We start from the raw sequence: 19,601 nt of genomic DNA, 5'->3' as shown, positions 1-19,601 counted from the left end.
AGGTGTGCCACTATGATCAATCGTCCCAATACCAAGGCGCAGCGGCTTAAGCGCCATAAGCGTGTCCGCTCTAAGATTTCCGGCACGCCCGAGCGTCCCCGTCTGAACGTGTTCCGCAGCGAGACCAACATCTATGCCCAGATCATCGACGATGTCAACGGCAAGACACTGGTCTCCGCTTCTTCCCTGGAGAAGGGCTTTGAGGGCAAGGGCTCCAACTGTGAGGCTGCCAAGAAGGTCGGCCTGACTGTTGCTGAGCGCGCCAAGGCCGCCGGCATCAGCACTGTGGTCTTCGACCGCGGCGGCTACGTGTATCACGGCCGGGTGGCTGCTCTGGCCGAGGGTGCCCGCGAGGGCGGCCTCGAATTTTAAGGGGAGGAGATAACGAACATGGCTAGATTTGAAAGAGAACCCAGCGAGTTCACCGAGAAGCTCGTTTCTCTGAACCGCGTTTCCAAGACCGTCAAGGGCGGTCGCATCTTCAAGTTCGCCGCTCTCATGGTCGTGGGCGACGAGAAGGGCCGCGTGGGCTTCGGCCTGGGCAAGGCCGCTGAGGTGCCCGAGGCGATCCGCAAGGGCATTGAGGATGCCAAGAAGAACATGTGCACGGTGAGCCTGTCCGGCACCACCATTCCCCACGAGGTCATCGGCGAGTTCGGCGCCGGCCGCGTGCTCCTGAAGCCCGCTGCCCCCGGTACCGGTATCATCGCCGGCGGTCCCGTCCGCGCTGTCATGGAGGCCGCCGGCATCCACGACATCCGCGCCAAGTGCCTGCGCTCCAACAACCCGCAGAACGTGGTTTCCGCTACCTTCGAGGGCCTGAAGGCTCTTCGCAGCCCCGAGGAAGTGGCCCGCGTCCGCGGCAAGAGCGTCAGCGAGATCGTAGGTTAAGGAGGGCCGATCACAATGGCTAACATGAACATCAAGCTGGTCAAGAGCCTGAACGGCCGCATCGCCAAGCATAAGGCGACTGCCGAGGCTCTGGGTCTGCGTAAGATCGGCGACACCACCGTACAGCCCGACAATGTCGCTACCCGCGGCAAGATCGCTCAGATCGGTTACCTGCTCCAGGTCACCGAGGAAAAGTAAGGAGGTGCGCGATATGAAACTGCATGAACTTTCTCCCGCGCCCGGCTCTGTGAAGAAGGCTTTCCGCAAGGGCCGCGGCAAGGGTTCCGGTAACGGCACCACCGCCGGCCGTGGTCAGAAGGGCCAGTGGGCTCGCTCTGGCGGCGGCGTCCGCGTCGGCTTCGAAGGCGGCCAGATGCCTCTGACCCGCCGTCTGCCCAAGCGCGGCTTCAACAACATCTTTGCCGAGCGCCTGGAGGCCATCAACGTCTCCGCTCTCAACAAGTTTGAGGACGGCGCTACCGTCAATGTCTGCGACCTGCTGGAGAAGGGTATCCTCTCCAAGTGTGAGCACGGCGTCAAGATCCTGGGCAACGGGACCCTGACCAAGAAGCTCACCGTCCGTGCCTCCGCGTTCTCCGCTTCCGCGAAGGAGAAGATCGTCGCGGCGGGCGGAAAGTACGAGGTGATCTAAGTGATCGAAACCGTACGCAATGCCTGGAAGATCCCGGATCTGCGTAAGAAGCTCCTCTTTGTGATCTTCGCGCTGCTGGTCTTCCGCCTGGGCTCTGCCGTCCCCGTTCCCTTCGTGAACGGAGAGGTATTCGCCAATCAGATGAACGCCATGAGCGGCACCATCTTCGGTCTGCTGGGCGCGATGAATGGCACCGCCTTCTCCCAGGCGACTGTGTTCGCCCTGGGTGTGCAGCCCTATATCAACAGCTCCATTATCGTGCAGCTGCTGACCGTCGCCATCCCCGCTCTGGAGCGTCTCCAGAAGGAGGGCGGCGAGGAGGGCCGCAAGAAGATCGCCGCCATCACCCGGTATGTCACCGTGGCCATCGCGGTGCTGCAGGGCTTCGGCTACTACACCCTGATCAAGACGGCCGGCGCTTCCAGCGGCGTGAGCGTGCTGGACACCACCGGTGTTCCCGGCTGGTGGGCCGCCATCGTGATCATCGTGTCCTTCACCGCCGGTTCCGCCTTCATCATGTGGCTGGGTGAGCAGATCACCGAGTTTGGCATCGGCAACGGTATCTCGATCATCCTGTTTGCGGGCATCCTGTCCCGCGGCCCCTCCATGGTCCGTTATATGATCGTGGGTGTGCAGAACTGGGCCAACGGTGTCACCACCGAGGGAGCTTTCCGGCTCCATCCCGTGGGCATCGTGGCGATCCTGATCGGTATGCTGGCCATGGTGGTCTTCATCGTGTTCATCCAGAATGCCGAGCGCCGCATCCCGGTGCAGTACGCCAAGCGCGTGGTGGGCCGGAAGATGTACGGCGGCCAGTCCAGCCATCTGCCCCTGAAGGTGAACATGACCGGCGTTATGCCCATCATCTTCGCCCAGGCCATCGCCAGCCTGCCTGCCACCATCGGGGCCTTCGTCCCCTCTTCCCGCACCCCCGGCACCGGCTGGTATACCTTCCTGCAGATCTTTGATACCACGAGCGTGTTCTACATCGTGGTGTATTTCCTGCTGATCCTCGGCTTCAGCTACTTCTACTCCACCATGCAGTTCAACCCCGTGGAAGTGGCCAACAACCTGAAGAAGAACGGCGGCTTCGTGCCCGGCTTCCGGCCCGGCAAGCCCACCGCTGATTTCATTCAGAAGGTACTGGGGAAGATCACCTTCTTCGGCGCCATCTACCTGTCTGTGATCGCCATCGCCCCCATCGTGACCGGTGCGCTGGTGAACAACAGCTCTCTGGCCATCGGCGGCACCTCCGTCATCATCGTCGTGGGCGTCGCGCTGGAGACCACCAAGGCCATGGAGGCCCAGATGCTCATGCGGCATTACAAGGGCTTCCTGGAATAATCGAGGTGTATCGGATATGAAGCTGATTCTGTTGGGCGCCCCGGGCGCCGGTAAAGGCACCCAGGCTGAGATCATCAGCCAGAAGCTGGGCATTCCCACCATCTCCACCGGCAACATCCTGCGCGCTGCCGTGAAGAACGGCACGCCCGTGGGCCTGAAGGCCAAGGAGTATATGGAGGCCGGCAAGCTGGTTCCCGATGAGGTCATCATTGGCATCATCCAGGAGCGGCTGGCTGAGGCCGACTGCGCCAATGGCTACATCCTGGACGGCGTGCCCCGCACCATCGCCCAGGCCGAGGCCCTGGACAAGGCCGGTATCCACTTTGACGTGGTGCTCTCCCTGGAGATCGCCGACAGCGTCATCGAGGCCCGTATGACCGGCCGCCGGACCTGTCACGGCTGCGGCGCCACCTACCACATTGTGGCCGCGCCCCCCAAGACCGAGGGCGTGTGCGACAAGTGCGGCGGCGCGCTGGAGCAGCGGAAGGACGATCAGCCTGAGACGGTCAAGCACCGTCTGGAGGTCTATCATCAGGAGACCGAGCCTCTGAAGGATTACTATCAGGCCAAGGGCCTGCTCCAGAACGTTCCCGATCTGGGCGGCATCGAGGCCACCAACGAGGCCATTATGAAACTGTTGGGGAAGTGACTCGGATGGAAATGATTTCCCTCAAGTCCCCCCGTGAGATCGAGCGGATGCGCAGGGCCGGGCGGATTACCGCCCAGGCCCGCGCATTGGCCGGCACCCTGGTGCGGCCCGGCGTCACCACGCTGGAGATCGACACCGCGGTGCGAAAGTTCATCGAGAGCCAGGGCGCCAAGCCCTCTTTTCTGGGCTACGGCGGGTTTCCCGGTTCGGCCTGTATCTCGGTGAACGACGTCGTCATCCACGGCATTCCGGATCACCGGAAGCTCCAGGAGGGCGACATCGTCAGCGTGGACGTGGGGGCCTGCATCGACGGCTTCCACGGCGACTGTGCGGCTACCTTTGCCTGCGGAGAGATCTCCGAAGAGGCAAAGCGCCTCATTGAAGTGACCGAACAGAGCTTCTGGGAGGGCTTCAAGATGGCCAAGGCCGGCAACCGCGTCTATGACATTTCCCACGCCGTACAGCAGTTCGTGGAAGCGAACGGCTGCTCGGTGGTGCGGGACTTTGTGGGCCACGGCGTGGGCATGAAGCTCCACGAGGCCCCGGAGGTCCCCAACTTCGGTCCCGCCGGCCATGGCCCCCGGCTCCAGCCGGGCATGACCCTTGCGGTCGAACCTATGGTCTGCGCCGGAGACTGGCGCGTCAAGGTCCTGAAGGACAAGTGGACCACCGTCACCGTTGACGGCTCCCTGGCCGCCCATTATGAGAACACCATTCTCATCACTGACGGGGAGCCGGAAGTGCTCACCTGTCCTGGAGAGTGAGCCTTATGTACGATTATACCGGCTGGATCGTGCGGTCCACCGCTGGTCACGACAAGGGCGAGCTCTTTTGTGTGGTCGGAATGGAGGATTCCATCCTCCTTCTGGCCGACGGTAAAAGACGGAAAATCGCAAAACCCAAGCGCAAGAAGCTGGGCCATGTTTCGGTGGAGAACCGGGGAGCCTTCCTCAATCCCACCATCCAGCGCGTGCACCTGGGCGAGACGGTTTCCGACAGAGCACTCCGGAGGGCGCTGGCCGCTTTCCGAGCTGTATCAAGGAGGGTATGACGCTTTGGCAAAAGACGATATGATCGAAGTGGAGGGCGTCGTGGTTGAGTCCCTTCCCAACACCACGTTCCGCGTGGACATCGGAAACGGCCACATCATTCTGGCCCACATCTCCGGTAAGCTGCGGATGAACTTCATCCGCATCCTGCCCGGCGATAAGGTGACGGTCCAGATGTCTCCCTACGACGTGACCCGGGGAAGAATCACCTGGCGAAGCAAGTAAAACAACGAAGCGCGAAGGCGTGCGGAGCAGCCGCACAGCGCACCGCGCAGGCGAAAAAGCAGTTGCGCCAACGGCGCAAGGTGTTTTTCGCGGAGCGGTAAGCAGTGTGGCGTCGCGCAGCCGCCATAGCGTGACAAGAAGCGCGAAGCGCCCCGAACAGGCGCCATAGCGTGACAACGCGCGGCGACATGATCCCATGTCCGCGCATGTACCGAACAACGACCGGCAGTCGAGGGGCCTTGCCCCCACCCCGCCGGGGCCATCAGGCTACCAGATGGAGGTAACTAAAATGAAAGTTAGACCGTCCGTGAAGCCCATGTGCGAGAAGTGCAAAGTCATCAAGCGCAAGGGCAAAGTCATGGTTATTTGCGAAAACCCCAAGCATAAGCAGAGACAAGGTTAATTAGGAGGTGCTGAAACAGTATGGCACGTATTGCTGGCATTGACCTGCCGAAGGATAAGCGGATCGAGATCGGCCTCACTTATATCTTTGGCATCGGGCGCACCAGCGCCAATAAGATCCTGGCTGAGACCGGGATTAACCCCGACACCCGCGTGAAGGACCTGACCGACGAGGAAGAGGCCAAGCTGCGCGAGTGCATTGCGCACAACTACACTGTGGAAGGCGACCTCCGCCGCGATGTGGCGATGGACATCAAGCGCCTGACCGAGATCGGCTGCTACCGTGGCCTGCGTCACCGCAAGGGCCTGCCCGTCCGCGGTCAGCGCTCCAAGACCAACGCCCGTACCCGCAAGGGTCCCAAGCGTACCGTCGCGAACAAGAAGAAGTAAGGAGGGATAAGCAATGGCTACTGCTGCTAAGAACGGCAAGAAAGTGGTGCGCAAGCGCCGCGAAAAGAAGAACGTTGAGAAGGGCCAGGTGCACATCCGCTCCTCTTTCAACAACACCATGGTTACCGTGACCGACATGGGCGGCAACGCCCTGTCCTGGGCCTCCTCCGGCGGCCTGGGCTTCCGCGGTTCCCGTAAGTCCACCCCCTTCGCCGCCCAGACCGCTGCCGAGACCGCCGCTAAGGCTGCCATGGAGCACGGCCTGAAGACCGTCGAGGTCTACGTGAAGGGCCCCGGCGCCGGCCGTGAGGCTGCCATCCGCGCCCTGCAGGCCGTGGGCCTGGAAGTCACCCTGATCAAGGACGTGACTCCCATCCCCCACAACGGCTGCCGTCCGCCCAAGCGTCGTCGCGTGTAAGAGAAGGAGGAAGTACAAATGGCAAAGAATATGCAGCCTATCGCCAAGCGCTGCCGTGCGCTGGGCATTTCTCCTGCCGCTATGGGCTACGCCAAGAAGGAGAGCAACCGCAATCCCGGCGGCCAGATGAGAAAGAAGAAGAGCGAGTACGCTCTGCAGCTGTCTGAGAAGCAGAAGGTCAAGTTCGTTTACGGCATCATGGAGAAGCAGTTCCGCTCCTACTATGAGAAGGCCGCTCGTATGCCCGGCAAGACCGGTGAGAACCTGCTCGTCCTGGTGGAGCGCCGCCTGGACAACGTGGTCTACCGTCTGGGCTTCGCCATGACCCGCCGTGAGGCCCGTCAGCTGGTGAGCCACGGCCACTTCACCGTCAACGGTCAGCGCGTGGACATCCCCTCCTTCCTGGTGAAGGCCGGCGATGTGATCGAGGTCCGCGAGGCCAGCCGTTCCTCCGTGAAGTTCAAGCGCCTGACCGGCGAGGACGCCCCCGCCGTGCTGCTGCCCCAGTGGCTGGAGCGCGAGAAGAACTCCCTGAAGGGCACCGTCACCAAGATGCCTGTCCGCGAGGACGTGGATCTGCCCATCGAGGAGCACCTGATCGTCGAGCTGTACTCCAAGTAAGAGAGCGCGTACCCTCGATTATTGGTGAGCTGTAAAACCAGGCGGCGGGCTGCCCGGCCCGCCGCTGCGAAAAGGAGGGTAACACATGGTAGAAATCGAGAAGCCGCGCATTGAATGTGTAGAGAATCCGGGAGACGGCTCCTACGGCAAGTACGTGGTCGAGCCCCTGGAGCGCGGTTACGGCACCACGCTGGGTAACTCCCTGCGCCGCATCCTGCTCTCTTCTCTGCCTGGCACGGCGGTCACCTCCATCAAGATCGCCGGTGTGCAGCACGAATTCACCACCATCCCCGGCATCAAGGAAGATGTGACCGAGATCGTTCTCAACGTGAAGAACATCATCGCCAAGCTCCACTGCGAAGGCGTCAAGACGGTCTACATCGAGGCCAGCGGTGAGTGCGAAGTCACCGCCGGGGATATCAAGGCCGACGGCGAGGTGGAGGTCCTCAATCCCGACCTCCACATTGCGACCCTGGGTCCCGACGCCAGCCTGAACATGGAGCTGACGCTCTCCCACGGCCGCGGCTATGTGCCCGCCGACCGGAATAAGCCTGCTCAGACCGTTATCGGTCTGATCCCGGTGGATTCCATCTATACCCCGGTGCGTAAGGTCAATTACACCGTGGAGCCCACCCGTGTGGGCGATCAGACCGACTTTGACAAGCTGACCCTGGAGGTGTGGACTAACGGTACCATCACCGCCCGGGACGCTGTCAGCCTGGGCGCCCGCATCCTGTGCGATCACTTCGTCCTCTTCACCGATCTCTCTGAGACCATGGGCTCCAAGTCCACCGTGGTGGAGAAGAGCGAGGCGCAGCGCGACAAGGTGCTGGAGCTGACCATCGAGGAGCTGGACCTCTCCGTCCGTTCCTTCAACTGCCTCAAGCGTGCCAACATCAACACCGTCGAGGACTTGATCTCCAAGACCGAGGACGAGATGATGAAGGTGCGCAACCTGGGCCGCAAGTCCCTGGAAGAGGTCATCAACAAGCTGGCCATGATGGGTCTGTCCCTGGCCAGCGAGGAGAACAACTGATTCCAGCCTGACAAACAGGCGGATCAGGGAAGCAGTCCGGGGGCATGTAACGTCCCCTCCCGGATACGCCAATGGTGATGCCCCGCTCCGGCGGGGCGCTTCCCGGCGGGACCAAGGGTCCCTCAGGACGAATTTACACTGGATTTCGCCGCGCGAAATACCGATAGGAGTTGACTGATATGTCCGGACATCGTAAACTGGGCCGTCCCACCGATCAGCGTATGGCTATGCTGCGCGCTATGACCACCTACCTGCTGGAGAACGGTCAGATCAAGACCACCCTGAGCCGCGCCAAGGAAGTGGCCCCTCTGGCTGAGAAGATGGTGACCCTGGCCAAGAAGAACAACCTGGCCAGCTACCGTCAGGCCCTCGCTTTCATCACCAAGGAGGATGTGGCCAAGAAGCTGTTCGACGAGATCGGCCCCAAGTACGCCGAGCGTAACGGCGGTTACACCCGTATCGTGAAGATCGGCCCCCGCCGCGGCGACGCCGCCGAGATGGCGATCGTCCAGCTGGTGTAAGAGAGCTGAAAAAATCCCCTGCCCATCGGGCAGGGGATTTTTGTTTTCTGCTTGCCGGAACCGGCCATCATTCGAGTCTCTGGGTGCCCAATTGCAGCTGCTCGATCTGGAGGGTGTCACCGCCCTGGAAGGCCTCCAGGACCGACTCTCGGACACTCAGAAGGACCTCGTCCCCAACTTGTAAATCCGCAAAGGAGATGTCCCTCACATCGCCGGTCTCATAGTTGCAATAGATGAGGAAGATTTCCGAGCAGTCGATGGAGCAGGCCTCTCCCAAAGGTCCGCCTTTGTCACTGTCCCGGACGGTAATGGTCTCATTTGCGGCGTCGATCTGGGTGATGACCGCGTTGATCCCCAGGTGCAGAGGGTCTTTCCTTGCGGGGCTGCATGCGGCCAAAGCGAAGAGAACCAGGAAGAGACACAGGATGGATCGAATGTGTTTCATGGCGCTGCCTCCTTTTCACGCGGGCTTCCGGTGTGAGATGCGCATGATCCTCCGACCGTGGGGCTTACTGGAGCAGGATGGACAGGAAGGTATCCAGATCCATAGCGTTGAAGTAGTGGCCGATATCCACACCCTCCAGGGCGGCGCGGAGGGCCGACTCCTCCAGGGGGACCCCGATGAGCCGTCCGGCCAGCTCCTGGCCGTCCCCGTTGCCGAAGTAGTCCCCGTAGAAGGAGAGGGCGGTGATGTCCCCGCCCCGGGCCACGTCCATGTGGATCTCCAGCTTGCCGCAGCCCTCTACCCGCCGCTCCTTCTGGATCTGGCAGGCGGGAGAGCGGCCGAAGTTCCAATCCCACTGGTCGTAGACCTGGTGCTGGAGCTCCCGCACCGCGGCCAGGTCCTCCTCCGTGAGGACATAGGGCTGGAGCTGATACTCCTCAAACATGAACTCCCGCAGGATGCGGAAGAAGTCGGCGGTGGTGATGTCCTCCTGCACATAGGGCTTGATGTTGGTCACCCGGCTGCGCACCGACTTGAGGCCCTTGGACTCGATCTTGTCCTTGGAGACCGCCAGAGCCTGGCTCACCACCTCCAGATCGGAGTGGAACATGAGGGTGCCGTGGTGCATGACCCGGCCGTGCTTCATGTACTGGGAGTTGCCCGAGAACTTCTTCCCGTCCAGGGTCATGTCGTTGCGGCCGTTGATCTCTGCCGGGACGCCGATGCTGTGCAGGGCCTTCACCACCGGGCGGCAGAAGGTGGAGAAGTCAAACTTGGAGGCGTCCCCCGTGTCGGCAATAAAGGTGAAATTGATGTTGCCCATATCGTGGTAGACCGCGCCGCCCCCTGAGAGCCGCCGGACCACGTGGATATTGTGCTCCTTCACATAGGCGGCGTTGATCTCCGCCAGAGTGTTCTGGTGCTTGCCCACAATGATGGCGTTGTCGTTTTGCCAAAGCATGAAATAGTCGTGGGTCTGGTCCAGCTGGTCAAAGACATACTGTTCCAGAGCCAGGTTGAAGTGGGGGTCGTTGCTGGGACTTTCAATGTAGTACATCATGGCGGATTTCCCCTTTCGGTTCGGTCGTGGGATGGATAGGAGCGGCACCGGCCCCGGAGAGGGGAAGCGGTGAAAGGGATAAACGAACGAGTTCATTTTAGCATGAAGGCCTGTCCTTGGCAAGAGCAGGAAAAACAAAAGAGTCCCCCGCCTCGGGAAAGAGGCGGGGGACCAAAATTTAGAACAGGGTCTCCGGCGGGGTGTAGGGCAGTTCCAGAGCCTCCGCCACGCCCCGGCAGGTACACCGTCCGGCATAGCAGTTCACGCCCGCCAGAAGGCCGGCGTCGGCCCGACAGGCCTCCTCCACGCCCCGTTCCGCCAGGGCCAGACCGTAGGGGAGGGTGGCGTTGACCAGGGCCAGGGTGGAGGTGCGGGCCACCGCACCGGGGATGTTGGCCACACAGTAGTGGACCACGCCGTCCACCGTGAAGATGGGATCGTCGTGGGTGGTGGGGTGGGTGGTCTCGGCACAGCCGCCCTGGTCCACCGCCACGTCCACCAGCACCGCCCCCGGCTTCATCACCGCCAGATCCTCCCGGCGGATGAGCTTGGGGGCCGCCCGGCCGGGGAGGAGTACCGCGCACACCACCAGGTCGGCCTGGGCGATGGAGCGGCGGATGTTATCGGGCGTACTGAAGAGGGTGGTGATCTGCCGGGGGAAGATGTCGTCCAGATAGGCCAGGCGGGCCAGATTCACGTCCAGCACCGTCACATTAGCCCCCAGGCCCACCGCCATCTTACAGGCGTTGGCGCCCACGGTGCCGCCGCCCAGAATGACCACGTTGCCCCGCTCCACCCCGGGCACGCCCGAGAGGAGGACGCCCCGGCCGCCGTAGGTCTTCTCCAGGTACTTGGCCCCCTCCTGAATGGACATCCGCCCGGCGATCTCGCTCATGGGCGCCAGACAGGGAAGGGAGCCGTCCCGGCCCACGATGGTCTCATAGGCCACCGCCTTCACCTGGGCGTCCAGCAGGGCCTGGGTGAGGGGCTGGTCGGCCGCCAGGTGGAGGTAGGTGAAGAGGATCTGGCCCGGACGGAAATAGCCGTACTCGCTGGGGATGGGCTCCTTGACCTTGACCATCATCCCGGCCTGCGCCCACACCGGGGCGGCGCCGTCGGTCAGCTCGGCCCCGGCCTGCACATATTCCTCGTCGGAGAAGCCGGCACCCAGTCCGGCCCCCCGCTCCACCAGCACCCGGTGCCCCGCCCGGGTAAAGGAGCTGACCGCGCCCGGGGTCAGGCCCACTCGAAATTCCCGGTTCTTGATCTCTTTCACCACGCCGATGACCATAGCATAAGCCTCCTTGTCCTGTGGTTTGTAGTATCTGTCTGAAAAATAACACGTATTTGAAATTTACTTTGGCTACAATGCCATCATACTACAAACTGCCCCAAAGGGGAACCCCCATTTTTGAGGGGAGAAAAGGGCCGCCCCACTTGTTGTGGGGCGGCCCTTGCTATCGAGGAAATTACGGAGCGACGGGGGTGGAGAGGTTGGTCTTGAGGGCGGTGATCTGGTCCGCGGTCAGGCCAATGCCCAGGAGGTAGTCCTCCGCGGCCTTGGACAGGTCCACCTTGGAGAGGTCGGCGTCCTTCTCCAGACCGGCCATATCCCGGAGCATGCCCTCGGCCACCTGGGCGATGAGCTTGTACTGCTCGGAACCCTTCTGCACGTGGTAGTAGTTCTCATAGGAGACCATGTAGTCGGCCACGATCTCCTCCTGGGTGGCGCCCATCAGGGACTCCAGCAGGATGGCGGTGAAGCCGGCACGGTCCTTGCCCTCGTTGCAGTGGAAGGCATAGGGGCCCTTGTTGGCGATGAGGAACTCCAGGCCGCTCTTGAGCTTGGACTGGAAGTCCTGGGACTTGTAGTCCACGCCCATGTTCAGGGCGATCACATGGCCGCCCTCATAGAGACCCTTGTAGTAGGGGGAGTCGAAGCCCTCGGCGGCAAAGTAGCCCTGGATGGCCGCGTCATCGTCGGCCAGGTTGATGACGGTCTGGACGCCGGCCTTCTCGATCAGGTCGTCGGCATAGGAGGCACGGCCGATCTCCGGGTTCACGGGGCTGCTGGTGCGGTAGAGCACGCCCTCGGCGATGTCACCCATCACCACGGGGCGGAAGTTGGCAAAGACCTCGTCGGAGGAATAGTCCTTGCGCTCATTGGTGCGCTGGAGCTGATGGGCCTGATACTGGCCCAGGTAGCCCGCCTTCTCGGCCAGGGCGAAGGAGACCACATCCCCCTCGTCCACGCCGTAGGTCTCGGCGAAGTTGCCCATGTTGATGGCCACCACCAGCAGGTCGCTCTCCTGGTTGTCGCGCACCACGGTCTCACCGGTGTTCACATCGCTGTAGGCGGTGCAGAAGGGGATGGCCAGGCTCACGCCGTTGACCGTCACGTCCAGCACGTCGCCCAGCTCCAGGCCGGCGGTATAGAGGGCCTCGGGCTTGATGTCCAGGTCCAGGTTGCCGTACTTCTCCACGGCGGCCACACGGCCCACCACGGGGCCGCGGCTCACGTCATAGGTGCTGCCGAACACGGCGCCGTTGACCACCCACACGTCGGAGAAGTCGGGCTTGCCGTCCTTGTTGGGGCAGACCAGATAGTCGCCGTAGCCGTGCTCGGAGGAGGGATCGTTCACATGGAGCACATCGCCCCAGGCGGTGTTCACGGTGAGGCGCACGTCGGCGGGCACGAAGCAGGCGAAGTTGGTGTCGGGCTCGGCCTTGGTCTTGAGGTCGATGAAGGTGTCCTTGCTGCCGGTGAAGTCCTCGGCGGTGAGGGCGGAGCCGTCAGACTTGGTGTAGGTCTTGAGGACCTTGTCCAGCTTGGCGATCCACTGCTCACCCACGGTGCCCTTGAGGACCACGCTCACTCCGTCGTCGGTGGCGGTGTAGTCCACATTTTCCAGATCGTTGTGGAAGGAGGTGTCCTTGGAGACCATCATGCCCTGGATGGCGTACTCGGTCTTACCGGTGAGGAAGAAGTCATCGGCGTGGGCGGCGATGTAGTCCTCGGCGGGGGTCTCGGCGGTGAGGCCGTCAAAGGTCATGAGGATCTGGGCCAGCTCGGCGCGCTGGGCGGTGCCGGTGGGATTGAGCTTGCCCTGGCTGCCCGAGAGGATGCCCAGAGCCACGGCCCGCTCCACGCCGTCCTTGGCCCAGGCGGCCACGGCGTCAGCGTCGGCGTAGGTGCTCAGATCGGCATTGGCGGCATTGACCCCCTTGGAGGCGGCGTAGTCGGCAAAGACCTTGGCCAGCTCCTGGCGGGTCATGGAGCGCTCGCCTCCAAAGACGCCCTTGCTCACGCCGGTGGTGAGGCCCTCGCCCTCAGCCCAGGCGGCGGCGTCGGCGTACCAGGTGCCGGAGACATCGGTGAAGGTGGCCTTCTCGGCCACGGCGGGCTTGCCGGCCAGGTTGTAGAGGGTCTGGTAGACCATGCCGCGGGTGACGGTGCCGGCGGGGGAGAAGGTGGTCTTGCCGGTGCCGCTCATGATGCCCTCGGCGGTCACATAGGAGACTGCGTCGGCGTACCAGGCGTTTTCGGCCACGTCGGTGAAGGAGGCAACCTCAGCCGCCAGAGCGGGGGCGGTCAGAGAGAGTGCCAGGGCGCCGGTCAGCGCCAGAGAAAGAGGCTTTTTCATGGCTGTTTCACATACCTTTCATTTCCATACATCTTGGTTCCATCAGTGGGAGGCGGGGGTGGCGAGATTGGTCTTGAGGGCGGTGAGCTGCTCGGCCGTCATACCGAAGCCGGTGAGGTAGTCCTCCGCGGCGGCCTGGAGATCCACGCCGGAGAGATCGGCGTCCTTCTCCACACCGGCGATGGTGCGCAGCATATCCAGAATGTTGTTCTTCACGATGAGCTGGTATTTTTCCGGCTGGTCCGCCTGGGTGACGCCGTAGTAGTTCTCATAGGAGACCATGTAGTCGGCCACCACCTCGTCCAGGCTGGCGCCCATCAGGCACTCCAGCAGGGCGGAGGTGAAGCCGGCCCGGTCCTTGCCCTCGGTGCAGTGGACCAGATAGGGGCCGGGCTGCTGGGAGAGCTTGGCCAGTCCGGCGGTCAGATCCGCGCCGAAGCTCTCGGAGGAGTAGTCCACCGGCATGCCCAGGGGGATGACACTGCCCGCCTCATAGAGGCTCTTGTAGTAGGGAGAGGCGAAGTCCTCCGCGGCCAGATAGCCGTCGATGTCCTCCTTGTGGTCGGCCAGATTGAGGACGGTCTTGACCCCGGCCTTCTGGATGAGGGCGTCGGCATAGGAGGCACGGCCGTGCTCGTTGTTCACCGGGCTGGCCGAGCGGTAGAGAGCACCCTCGGCGATGTCGCCCACGGTGACGGCCCGGAAGTTGGCAAAGACGGCGTCACTGGAGTAGTCGGAGCGCTCATCGGTGTAGACCAGGGAGTTGAGCTCCTGGGTGTCCCTCTCGGCGCCCTTCTGGGCCAGGGAGATGGTGGCGGTGCTGCCCACCTGCACGCCCGCGGTCTCGTTGAGCTTGCCGTAGTTGATGCACACGGCCAGGTAGGTATCGCCGGGATAGGCCCGGAGCATGGCCTCTCCCTTGTCCACGTAGTAGCCGTTGAAGTAGGGGATACCGGAGAGGGTGTAGCCGTTGTCAAAGACCACGTCCACCGTGTCCCCCAGAGCAAAGCCGGCCTTCTCAAAGTCGGCGATGGAGATGTCCAGCACCGCATGGCCGTACTTCTCGATCTCCCGGACGGCGCCCGACATGGGTTCGGGGGCCTCCGTCTGGGTGAGGGAGGAGAACTGCATGAGGATCTGGGCCAGCTCGGCGCGCTGGGCGGCCCCGTTGGGGTTGAGGTACCCACGGCTGTCACCCTTGAGGATGTCTGCGTAGTAGCAGAAGCTCATCCCCTCCAGCGCCCAGGATGGGATCTGGTCATAGTCGGGGGCCTCCCGCATGGCCATGCCCCCCTCCTCGCTGGTGACGCCGGTGAGGGCGGCATAGCGGGAGAGCAGGACGGCCAGCTCGGCCCGGGTGATGGTCCGGTCCCCGGCAAAGGTCTTGTCGGCGGGGACGGCGGCCAGGCCCTCCTGCTCGGCCCAGACGGCGGCGGTGCCGTACCACTTGCCGTCCAGGTCGGTGAAGGAGGTCTTGGCGTCCACGGCGGGGGCGCCCGCCAGGTTGTAGAGGGTCTGGATGACCATGCCGCGGGTCACGGTGGCGGCGGGGGAGAAGGTGGTCTTGCCCGTGCCGCTCATGATGCCCTCGGCGGTCACATAGGAGACCGCGTCAGCATACCAGGCGTTTTCCGCCACATCGGTAAAGGCGGACGGTTCCGCTGCCAGAGCAGGGGCAGCCAGAGAGAGGACCAGGGCGCCGGTCAGGGCCAGGGTGAGCGTTTTTTTCATGGCTGTTTCACATACCTTTCCGTTAATCAAGTGGGGACAAAAGGGGGCCGGCCCTTCGGCCGGCCCCGCAGACTGGGTAAGATGCAGTTGGATCAGGCGGCAGCGTCCGCAGCGGCGGGGATGAGCTGAGCCTGGAAGAAGGCGATGGTGGCGTCCACCGTCTGGAAGAGAGCGGTGAAGTCACCGGAGAACACATTGTAGGTGTGGTCGCAGTTGTCCACCAGCAGCACCTCGCTGGCATCGTTGGCAGAGGCCTCCACGATCTTCTCGGCGTTGTCGGGGGTGACCGTGGTGTCGTTCTTGCCGTTGATGGCCAGGATGGGAGCCTTGATGCCGGCGGTGACCTTCAGCATGTCGGTCTCAGCGATCTCCTTGTACCAGCGCTCGCCGATGTGCAGGGGCTCGCGCCAGTCGTAGGTCTGCTCATAGTAGCCGTCCTTCTTGGCGGTCTCGTAGGCGGCCTGGAAGTCCTCGTCCTCGGTCATGCCCAGGTAGAGGGCGCCGGACCAGGTGACCACGGCCTTGAAGGTGTCGGGGTGGGCCTCGGCGGCCAGCAGGGCGTCGGTGCCGCCCTGGCTCCAGCCCATGACGCCCAGGTTGGCGGCGTCCACGGTCTCCAGACCGGCCAGATAGTCGGCGGCGGCCTTGGCGTCGATCACGGCGGAGGTGTTGTTGTAGTTGACATAGTCAGCCTTGGACTCGCCGTTGCCCATGAAGTCGATGCGGATGGTGGCGATGCCCTGAGTGGCCATCACGGGAGCGGCCATGGCGTAGCCGTTGCCGGCCTCCTCACGGTTGGAGCCGGTGCCGTGGAGCATGACCACGCCGGGGACCTTGGCGTCCTTGGAGGCGGCGGTGGGCATGGTGACGGTGGCGGGGATGTCATGGGCGGGGATGCCGTCCTGAGCCGCCACGGGGATGGAGACCACAGTCTCGGTGTAGGTGGGCTCCAGCGCGTCAAAGCTCTTGAGGATCTGAGCCAGCTCGGCGCGCTGAGCGGTGCCGGTGGGATTGAGCTTGCCCTTGTTGCCGGAGAGGATGCCCAGAGCCACGGCGTCCTCCACGCCTTCCTTGGCCCAGGAGGCCACGGCGTCGGCGTCGGAGTAGGTGCTCAGGTCAGCGCTCTCGGTGGGCAGGATGCAGTTCTGGGCAGCGTAGTCGGCAAAGACCTTGGCCAGCTCCTGGCGGGTCATGGCCCGCTCGCCGCCAAAGACGCCCTTGCTCACGCCGGTGGTGAGGCCCTCGTCCTCAGCCCAGGCGGCAGCGTCCGCATACCACTTGCCGGAGACGTCGGTGAAGGTGGCGGGCTCAGTCACAGCGGGCTTGCCGGCCATGTTGTACAGGGTCTGATAGACCATGCCGCGGGTCACGGTGCCGGTGGGACCGAAGGTGGTCTTGCTGGTGCCGTTCATGATGCCCTCAGAGGTCACATAGGAGACCGCGGGGGCGTACCAGGCATTCTCGGCCACGTCGGTGAAGGTGGGGGCGGGCTGCACAGCAGTGCCCTCCTTGACGGTGATGCGGCCGTCGCCCTTGGGATCGGCGTAGGCGTCGCTCACCACGCCGCCCAGCTCGTCCACAATGTAGTTGATGAGCACGGCGTTGTCGATCATGACGGAGTCCTTGAGCAGCTTGTCGTCCTTGAACATCACAAAGCCGTCGCCGCCGCTCTTGAGCATGTAGTTGTGGGAAGCCAGGGTGTAGGTCTTGTTCACGTCCAGAGGCTCGCCGCCCACCATGACGTTGTTGACCCGGTAGGCGCCCTCCACCTTGACGAACTCGCCCTCATCGTTGAGGACCACGCCGGAGGGGACGGAGGGATCGATGGTGCAGGTCAGGCCGGAGACCTGCAGGAAGCCGCCGTTCTCCTCGGGATACAGGCGGGCGCCCATCTCCAGAGCATCCAGGATGTCCTGGCCGGTGGTCTCCACCAGGCAGGCCTCGTTGCCGAAGGGATGGACATTGATGATGTCCTCGTAGGTGATGTCGCCCGCGTCGATGTCGGCGCGCACGCCGCCGCCGTTGACGAAGGCCACGTCAGCGCCCAGCATCACGCGGTAGGCGTCGGCGCACAGGTCGCCCAGGTTGGTCTCGGCGTTGCGCACGGCGCGGTTGCCGGTGGCGGGGTCCTTGGTGGTAAGGGCCACGTCGGACTTGGCCACGACCTTCTGGAGCACGCCGGAGAACTCATCGTTCACCTTGGCCACGAAGGCGGCGGTGTCGGCATCCTGCTTGTCATAGCCGGAGACCAGCTCGGTGGTCACGTCGCCGGTCTTGGTGTCGATGACCACCTTGCCCAGGTTGGCCAGCTTGGTGCCGGTCTGGGCCAGGGTGACCTCCTCGCCGTCCTTGTTCTTGACGGTCTCGTCATAGGTCTCGTGGGAGTGGCCGTCGATGAACACATCGATGCCGGTGGTGTTGGCGATGACGGACTTGGAGGTCCACACGTCGGTGGAGCCCTCGTTGCCCAGGTGGCCCAGGGCCACCACGTAGTCGGCGCCGGCCTTGGTGGCGTCGTCCACAGCCTTCTGCACGGCGGCGTAGAGGTCCTTGCCCTCATTGCCCTGGGAGAAGCTGTAGATGTACTCGCCCTTGTCGTTCTGGAAGTAGGTGGGAGTGGACTTGGTGAAGGACTCGGGAGTGTCGATGCCCACATAGCCCACGGTCACGTCGCCGTAATCCACCAGCTTGTAGGCGTCCAGCACGGCCTTGCCGTTCAGGTCGGTAAAGTTGCAGCAGAGATAGGAGTACTCGGCCTTGTCCTTGGCCAGGGTGAGGAAATTCTCCATGCCGTAGTCGAACTCATGGTTGCCGGGGATGGCCAGATCATAGCCCACCTGGTTCATGATGTCCACGATGTAGGAACCCTTGGACAGGGTGCCGATGGGGCCGCCCTGAATGGCGTCGCCCGCGTCCACCAGAGTGACGTTTTCGGCGCCGTACTGGGCCTCCATCTCCGCCTTGTAGGCGGCCACGCCGGCGTAGCCCAGATTGGTGACTGCGCCGTCCTCGCCCTTTGCCTGGTCGATCTGGCAATGGACATCGTTGGTGTGGAGAATGACGATCTTGCCCTCCTCAGGCTTGACCGTCTCTTCCGCAGCCATGGCGGGCGCGGCCAGACCCATGGTCATGGCTGCCGCCAGAGACAGCGAAAGAAGCTTCTTGCTCTGTTTCATTTCAGACATTCCACCTTTCGTCTTATTGTGCCCCGGATCTTACCGGGACCCTTCGACATCTCTAATAGTAACAAACTGGTAACGAGAATACAAGCACTCCCCAATACAATTTTCTATCTTTTTCCCGGGGCTGCAATGGGGGGCAGAAAAAAGCCCCGCCGCGCACTGCGCGGCGGGGGAGAGCGTACCAAAACAGGGCAGTCCACACGCTGTTTTTCCGGTTATGGCGCAGCGTAAAATGCCTCAGGATTCTTCGCCATGGGGAGGGCTTCCTTTACCCGCTTCGAAAAGGCCTGGTCACAGATCAGGACCCAGGCGTATCCGTCGTAGCAGAGCAGTTCCAGCTGGGTCAGAGGGGTCTGAAACTGGTACTCGGGTGAATCGAAAGCCTCGATCTCCCAATATGGCTCATAGTTCCGGACCTGAGAGAGCGGAGTGCCTTTTGGAACGGCAGAGAGGACACCGCCCGACAGGAAAGAGACATAGCCTGCCGACAAATGTTCCGTCAGCTCACGGCCATCCATCAGCAGTCCGGTCCACTGCCAGCGTTTGCGCACGTCATCCGGGCAATTTTCCCCATACCAAAGACCGTGATCGGTGATGACCCAATCATATTGGTATTGCAAATTGCCCAGCGCCGAAAAGATATCCAGCAGATCCTGTTTCAGATCCTGCCGGGCGATCATCCAGAAATCCATACGAACCGCCTACCTCGCTCTTCCAATTTCATAGTATATAATTTTACTGCAAAAATGGAACCAGTTGAAATATATTTCGTCTATCCTTATAAAAAATAAAGAAAGGTGGATGTACTATGACAGAGACCGCCCGGCAGGGGCTCCATGGGACGGCGTACATCGCCCTGGCCCTGTGCGCGGCCGCACTGGGGTGTTTCCTCACCGGAAGGGCCCAGGGAGCGGAGAACACCCTCCGGAAGAACGGGATCTATACCTATCTGACCACGGAGGAGGGGCTGCGCCTGGCGGACTGCTACTACCGCCCCGTCTATGAGGAGGGGCACATCACGTTCCTTCGGGAATACGACTATGACGACGTGGATTTCGAGGGGTTTGGGGAAATTTTTGCCCCTGAACTGGACCGCTTCTGCCAGGCGGAGGACGCCACGGGAAAGGTGGCCCTCATCTACGACGGGGGCATCCTCTACGCCTACGACGGCGTGCGGCTGGAGGTCCTGAAGGAGTACGGGTCCGACCGAGCGTCCTATGGGGACGTGGCGGAGCGGATCGAGCGGGACGGCGTCATCCTGAACGAGCTCGATCCGACCATTCGCGGATAGGAAAGAAAAACGAAATCCCCCCATCCCGAACGCTCCCAGGAGGAGCGGGG

23 protein-coding genes are annotated in these 19,601 nt (G+C 62.6%); 16 read left to right on the top strand and 7 right to left on the bottom strand.

Features of this window, described 5'->3' with window-relative positions; all coding sequences use genetic code 11:
* Positions 1–12 precede the first annotated feature (12 nt).
* From rplR to rplQ, 15 genes are all read left to right on the top strand, one after another.
* Entirely contained in the window at positions 13–372 is a 360-nt protein-coding gene (gene rplR, locus H8S34_RS07285) for a 50S ribosomal protein L18 (RefSeq protein ID WP_186963505.1), read from the top strand.
* Positions 373–390: 18 nt separating this feature from the next.
* A complete protein-coding gene (rpsE, locus tag H8S34_RS07280; RefSeq protein WP_101691676.1) occupies positions 391–891 on the top strand; it encodes a 30S ribosomal protein S5 in 501 nt (166 codons plus the stop codon).
* 15 nt (positions 892–906) lie between these two features.
* The gene (rpmD, locus tag H8S34_RS07275; protein WP_101691677.1) at positions 907–1,089 is read left to right on the top strand and encodes a 50S ribosomal protein L30; all 183 of its coding nucleotides are present in this window, start codon (positions 907–909) and stop codon (positions 1,087–1,089) included.
* Positions 1,090–1,102: 13 nt separating this feature from the next.
* The gene (gene rplO, locus H8S34_RS07270) at positions 1,103–1,543 is read left to right on the top strand and encodes a 50S ribosomal protein L15 (RefSeq protein ID WP_101691678.1); all 441 of its coding nucleotides are present in this window, start codon (positions 1,103–1,105) and stop codon (positions 1,541–1,543) included.
* A complete protein-coding gene (gene secY, locus H8S34_RS07265; protein ID WP_101691679.1) occupies positions 1,544–2,887 on the top strand; it encodes a preprotein translocase subunit SecY in 1,344 nt (447 codons plus the stop codon).
* A 16-nt stretch (positions 2,888–2,903) separates the two neighbouring features.
* Positions 2,904–3,536, top strand: coding sequence for an adenylate kinase (locus H8S34_RS07260; protein WP_101691680.1), 633 nt, complete (start codon positions 2,904–2,906; stop codon positions 3,534–3,536).
* Between the two features lie 11 nt (positions 3,537–3,547).
* A complete protein-coding gene (map, locus tag H8S34_RS07255) occupies positions 3,548–4,300 on the top strand; it encodes a type I methionyl aminopeptidase (protein WP_101692045.1) in 753 nt (250 codons plus the stop codon).
* Between the two features lie 5 nt (positions 4,301–4,305).
* Positions 4,306–4,587: a KOW domain-containing RNA-binding protein gene (locus H8S34_RS07250; RefSeq protein WP_186963503.1), complete on the top strand. Its 282-nt coding sequence runs from the start codon at positions 4,306–4,308 to the stop codon at positions 4,585–4,587.
* 4 nt (positions 4,588–4,591) lie between these two features.
* Positions 4,592–4,810 (top strand): translation initiation factor IF-1, encoded by a 219-nt coding sequence (gene infA / locus H8S34_RS07245; RefSeq protein WP_087259922.1) that lies wholly within the window; start codon positions 4,592–4,594, stop codon positions 4,808–4,810.
* Positions 4,811–5,099: 289 nt separating this feature from the next.
* Positions 5,100–5,213, top strand: a complete 114-nt coding sequence (rpmJ, locus tag H8S34_RS07240; RefSeq protein WP_008982609.1) for a 50S ribosomal protein L36 — start codon at positions 5,100–5,102, stop codon at positions 5,211–5,213.
* A 20-nt stretch (positions 5,214–5,233) separates the two neighbouring features.
* Positions 5,234–5,602 (top strand): 30S ribosomal protein S13, encoded by a 369-nt coding sequence (rpsM, locus tag H8S34_RS07235; RefSeq protein ID WP_101691682.1) that lies wholly within the window; start codon positions 5,234–5,236, stop codon positions 5,600–5,602.
* A 13-nt stretch (positions 5,603–5,615) separates the two neighbouring features.
* On the top strand, positions 5,616–6,020 hold the full coding sequence (rpsK, locus tag H8S34_RS07230) for a 30S ribosomal protein S11 (protein WP_101691683.1): 405 nt from the start codon (positions 5,616–5,618) through the stop codon (positions 6,018–6,020).
* 18 nt (positions 6,021–6,038) lie between these two features.
* Positions 6,039–6,641: a 30S ribosomal protein S4 gene (gene rpsD / locus H8S34_RS07225; protein ID WP_101691684.1), complete on the top strand. Its 603-nt coding sequence runs from the start codon at positions 6,039–6,041 to the stop codon at positions 6,639–6,641.
* Between the two features lie 85 nt (positions 6,642–6,726).
* Positions 6,727–7,677, top strand: a complete 951-nt coding sequence (locus H8S34_RS07220) for a DNA-directed RNA polymerase subunit alpha (protein ID WP_101691685.1) — start codon at positions 6,727–6,729, stop codon at positions 7,675–7,677.
* Between the two features lie 179 nt (positions 7,678–7,856).
* Positions 7,857–8,198 (top strand): 50S ribosomal protein L17, encoded by a 342-nt coding sequence (gene rplQ, locus H8S34_RS07215; protein WP_101691686.1) that lies wholly within the window; start codon positions 7,857–7,859, stop codon positions 8,196–8,198.
* Between the two features lie 67 nt (positions 8,199–8,265).
* Here the strand turns inward: rplQ and H8S34_RS07210 are convergent, their stop codons facing one another.
* From H8S34_RS07210 to H8S34_RS07180, 7 genes are all read right to left on the bottom strand, one after another.
* Entirely contained in the window at positions 8,266–8,643 is a 378-nt protein-coding gene (locus H8S34_RS07210; protein ID WP_186963501.1) for a hypothetical protein, read from the bottom strand.
* Positions 8,644–8,707: 64 nt separating this feature from the next.
* Positions 8,708–9,703: a lipoate--protein ligase gene (gene lplA / locus H8S34_RS07205; RefSeq protein ID WP_328821078.1), complete on the bottom strand. Its 996-nt coding sequence runs from the start codon at positions 9,701–9,703 to the stop codon at positions 8,708–8,710.
* Positions 9,704–9,881: 178 nt separating this feature from the next.
* Positions 9,882–10,994 (bottom strand): alanine dehydrogenase, encoded by a 1,113-nt coding sequence (gene ald / locus H8S34_RS07200; RefSeq protein ID WP_186963500.1) that lies wholly within the window; start codon positions 10,992–10,994, stop codon positions 9,882–9,884.
* Between the two features lie 178 nt (positions 10,995–11,172).
* The gene (locus H8S34_RS07195; RefSeq protein ID WP_186963498.1) at positions 11,173–13,347 is read right to left on the bottom strand and encodes an S-layer homology domain-containing protein; all 2,175 of its coding nucleotides are present in this window, start codon (positions 13,345–13,347) and stop codon (positions 11,173–11,175) included.
* Between the two features lie 42 nt (positions 13,348–13,389).
* Positions 13,390–15,078, bottom strand: coding sequence for an S-layer homology domain-containing protein (locus H8S34_RS07190; RefSeq protein WP_186963496.1), 1,689 nt, complete (start codon positions 15,076–15,078; stop codon positions 13,390–13,392).
* A gap of 92 nt (positions 15,079–15,170) precedes the next feature.
* Positions 15,171–18,254, bottom strand: a complete 3,084-nt coding sequence (locus H8S34_RS07185; protein ID WP_101691691.1) for an alpha/beta fold hydrolase — start codon at positions 18,252–18,254, stop codon at positions 15,171–15,173.
* Between the two features lie 221 nt (positions 18,255–18,475).
* A complete protein-coding gene (locus H8S34_RS07180) occupies positions 18,476–18,952 on the bottom strand; it encodes a hypothetical protein (RefSeq protein WP_186963494.1) in 477 nt (158 codons plus the stop codon).
* A gap of 116 nt (positions 18,953–19,068) precedes the next feature.
* Here H8S34_RS07180 and H8S34_RS07175 point away from each other — a divergent pair, with 116 nt between their 5' ends.
* On the top strand, positions 19,069–19,551 hold the full coding sequence (locus tag H8S34_RS07175; protein WP_186963492.1) for a hypothetical protein: 483 nt from the start codon (positions 19,069–19,071) through the stop codon (positions 19,549–19,551).
* Positions 19,552–19,601: the final 50 nt, after the last annotated feature.

This window comes from Pseudoflavonifractor hominis (assembly GCF_014288125.1).
GTDB classification, from domain to species: Bacteria; Bacillota; Clostridia; order Oscillospirales; family Oscillospiraceae; genus Pseudoflavonifractor_A; species Pseudoflavonifractor_A gallinarum.
Note: the sequence above shows the minus strand (reverse complement) of the source record. Positions and strands in the feature narration are given on the sequence as shown.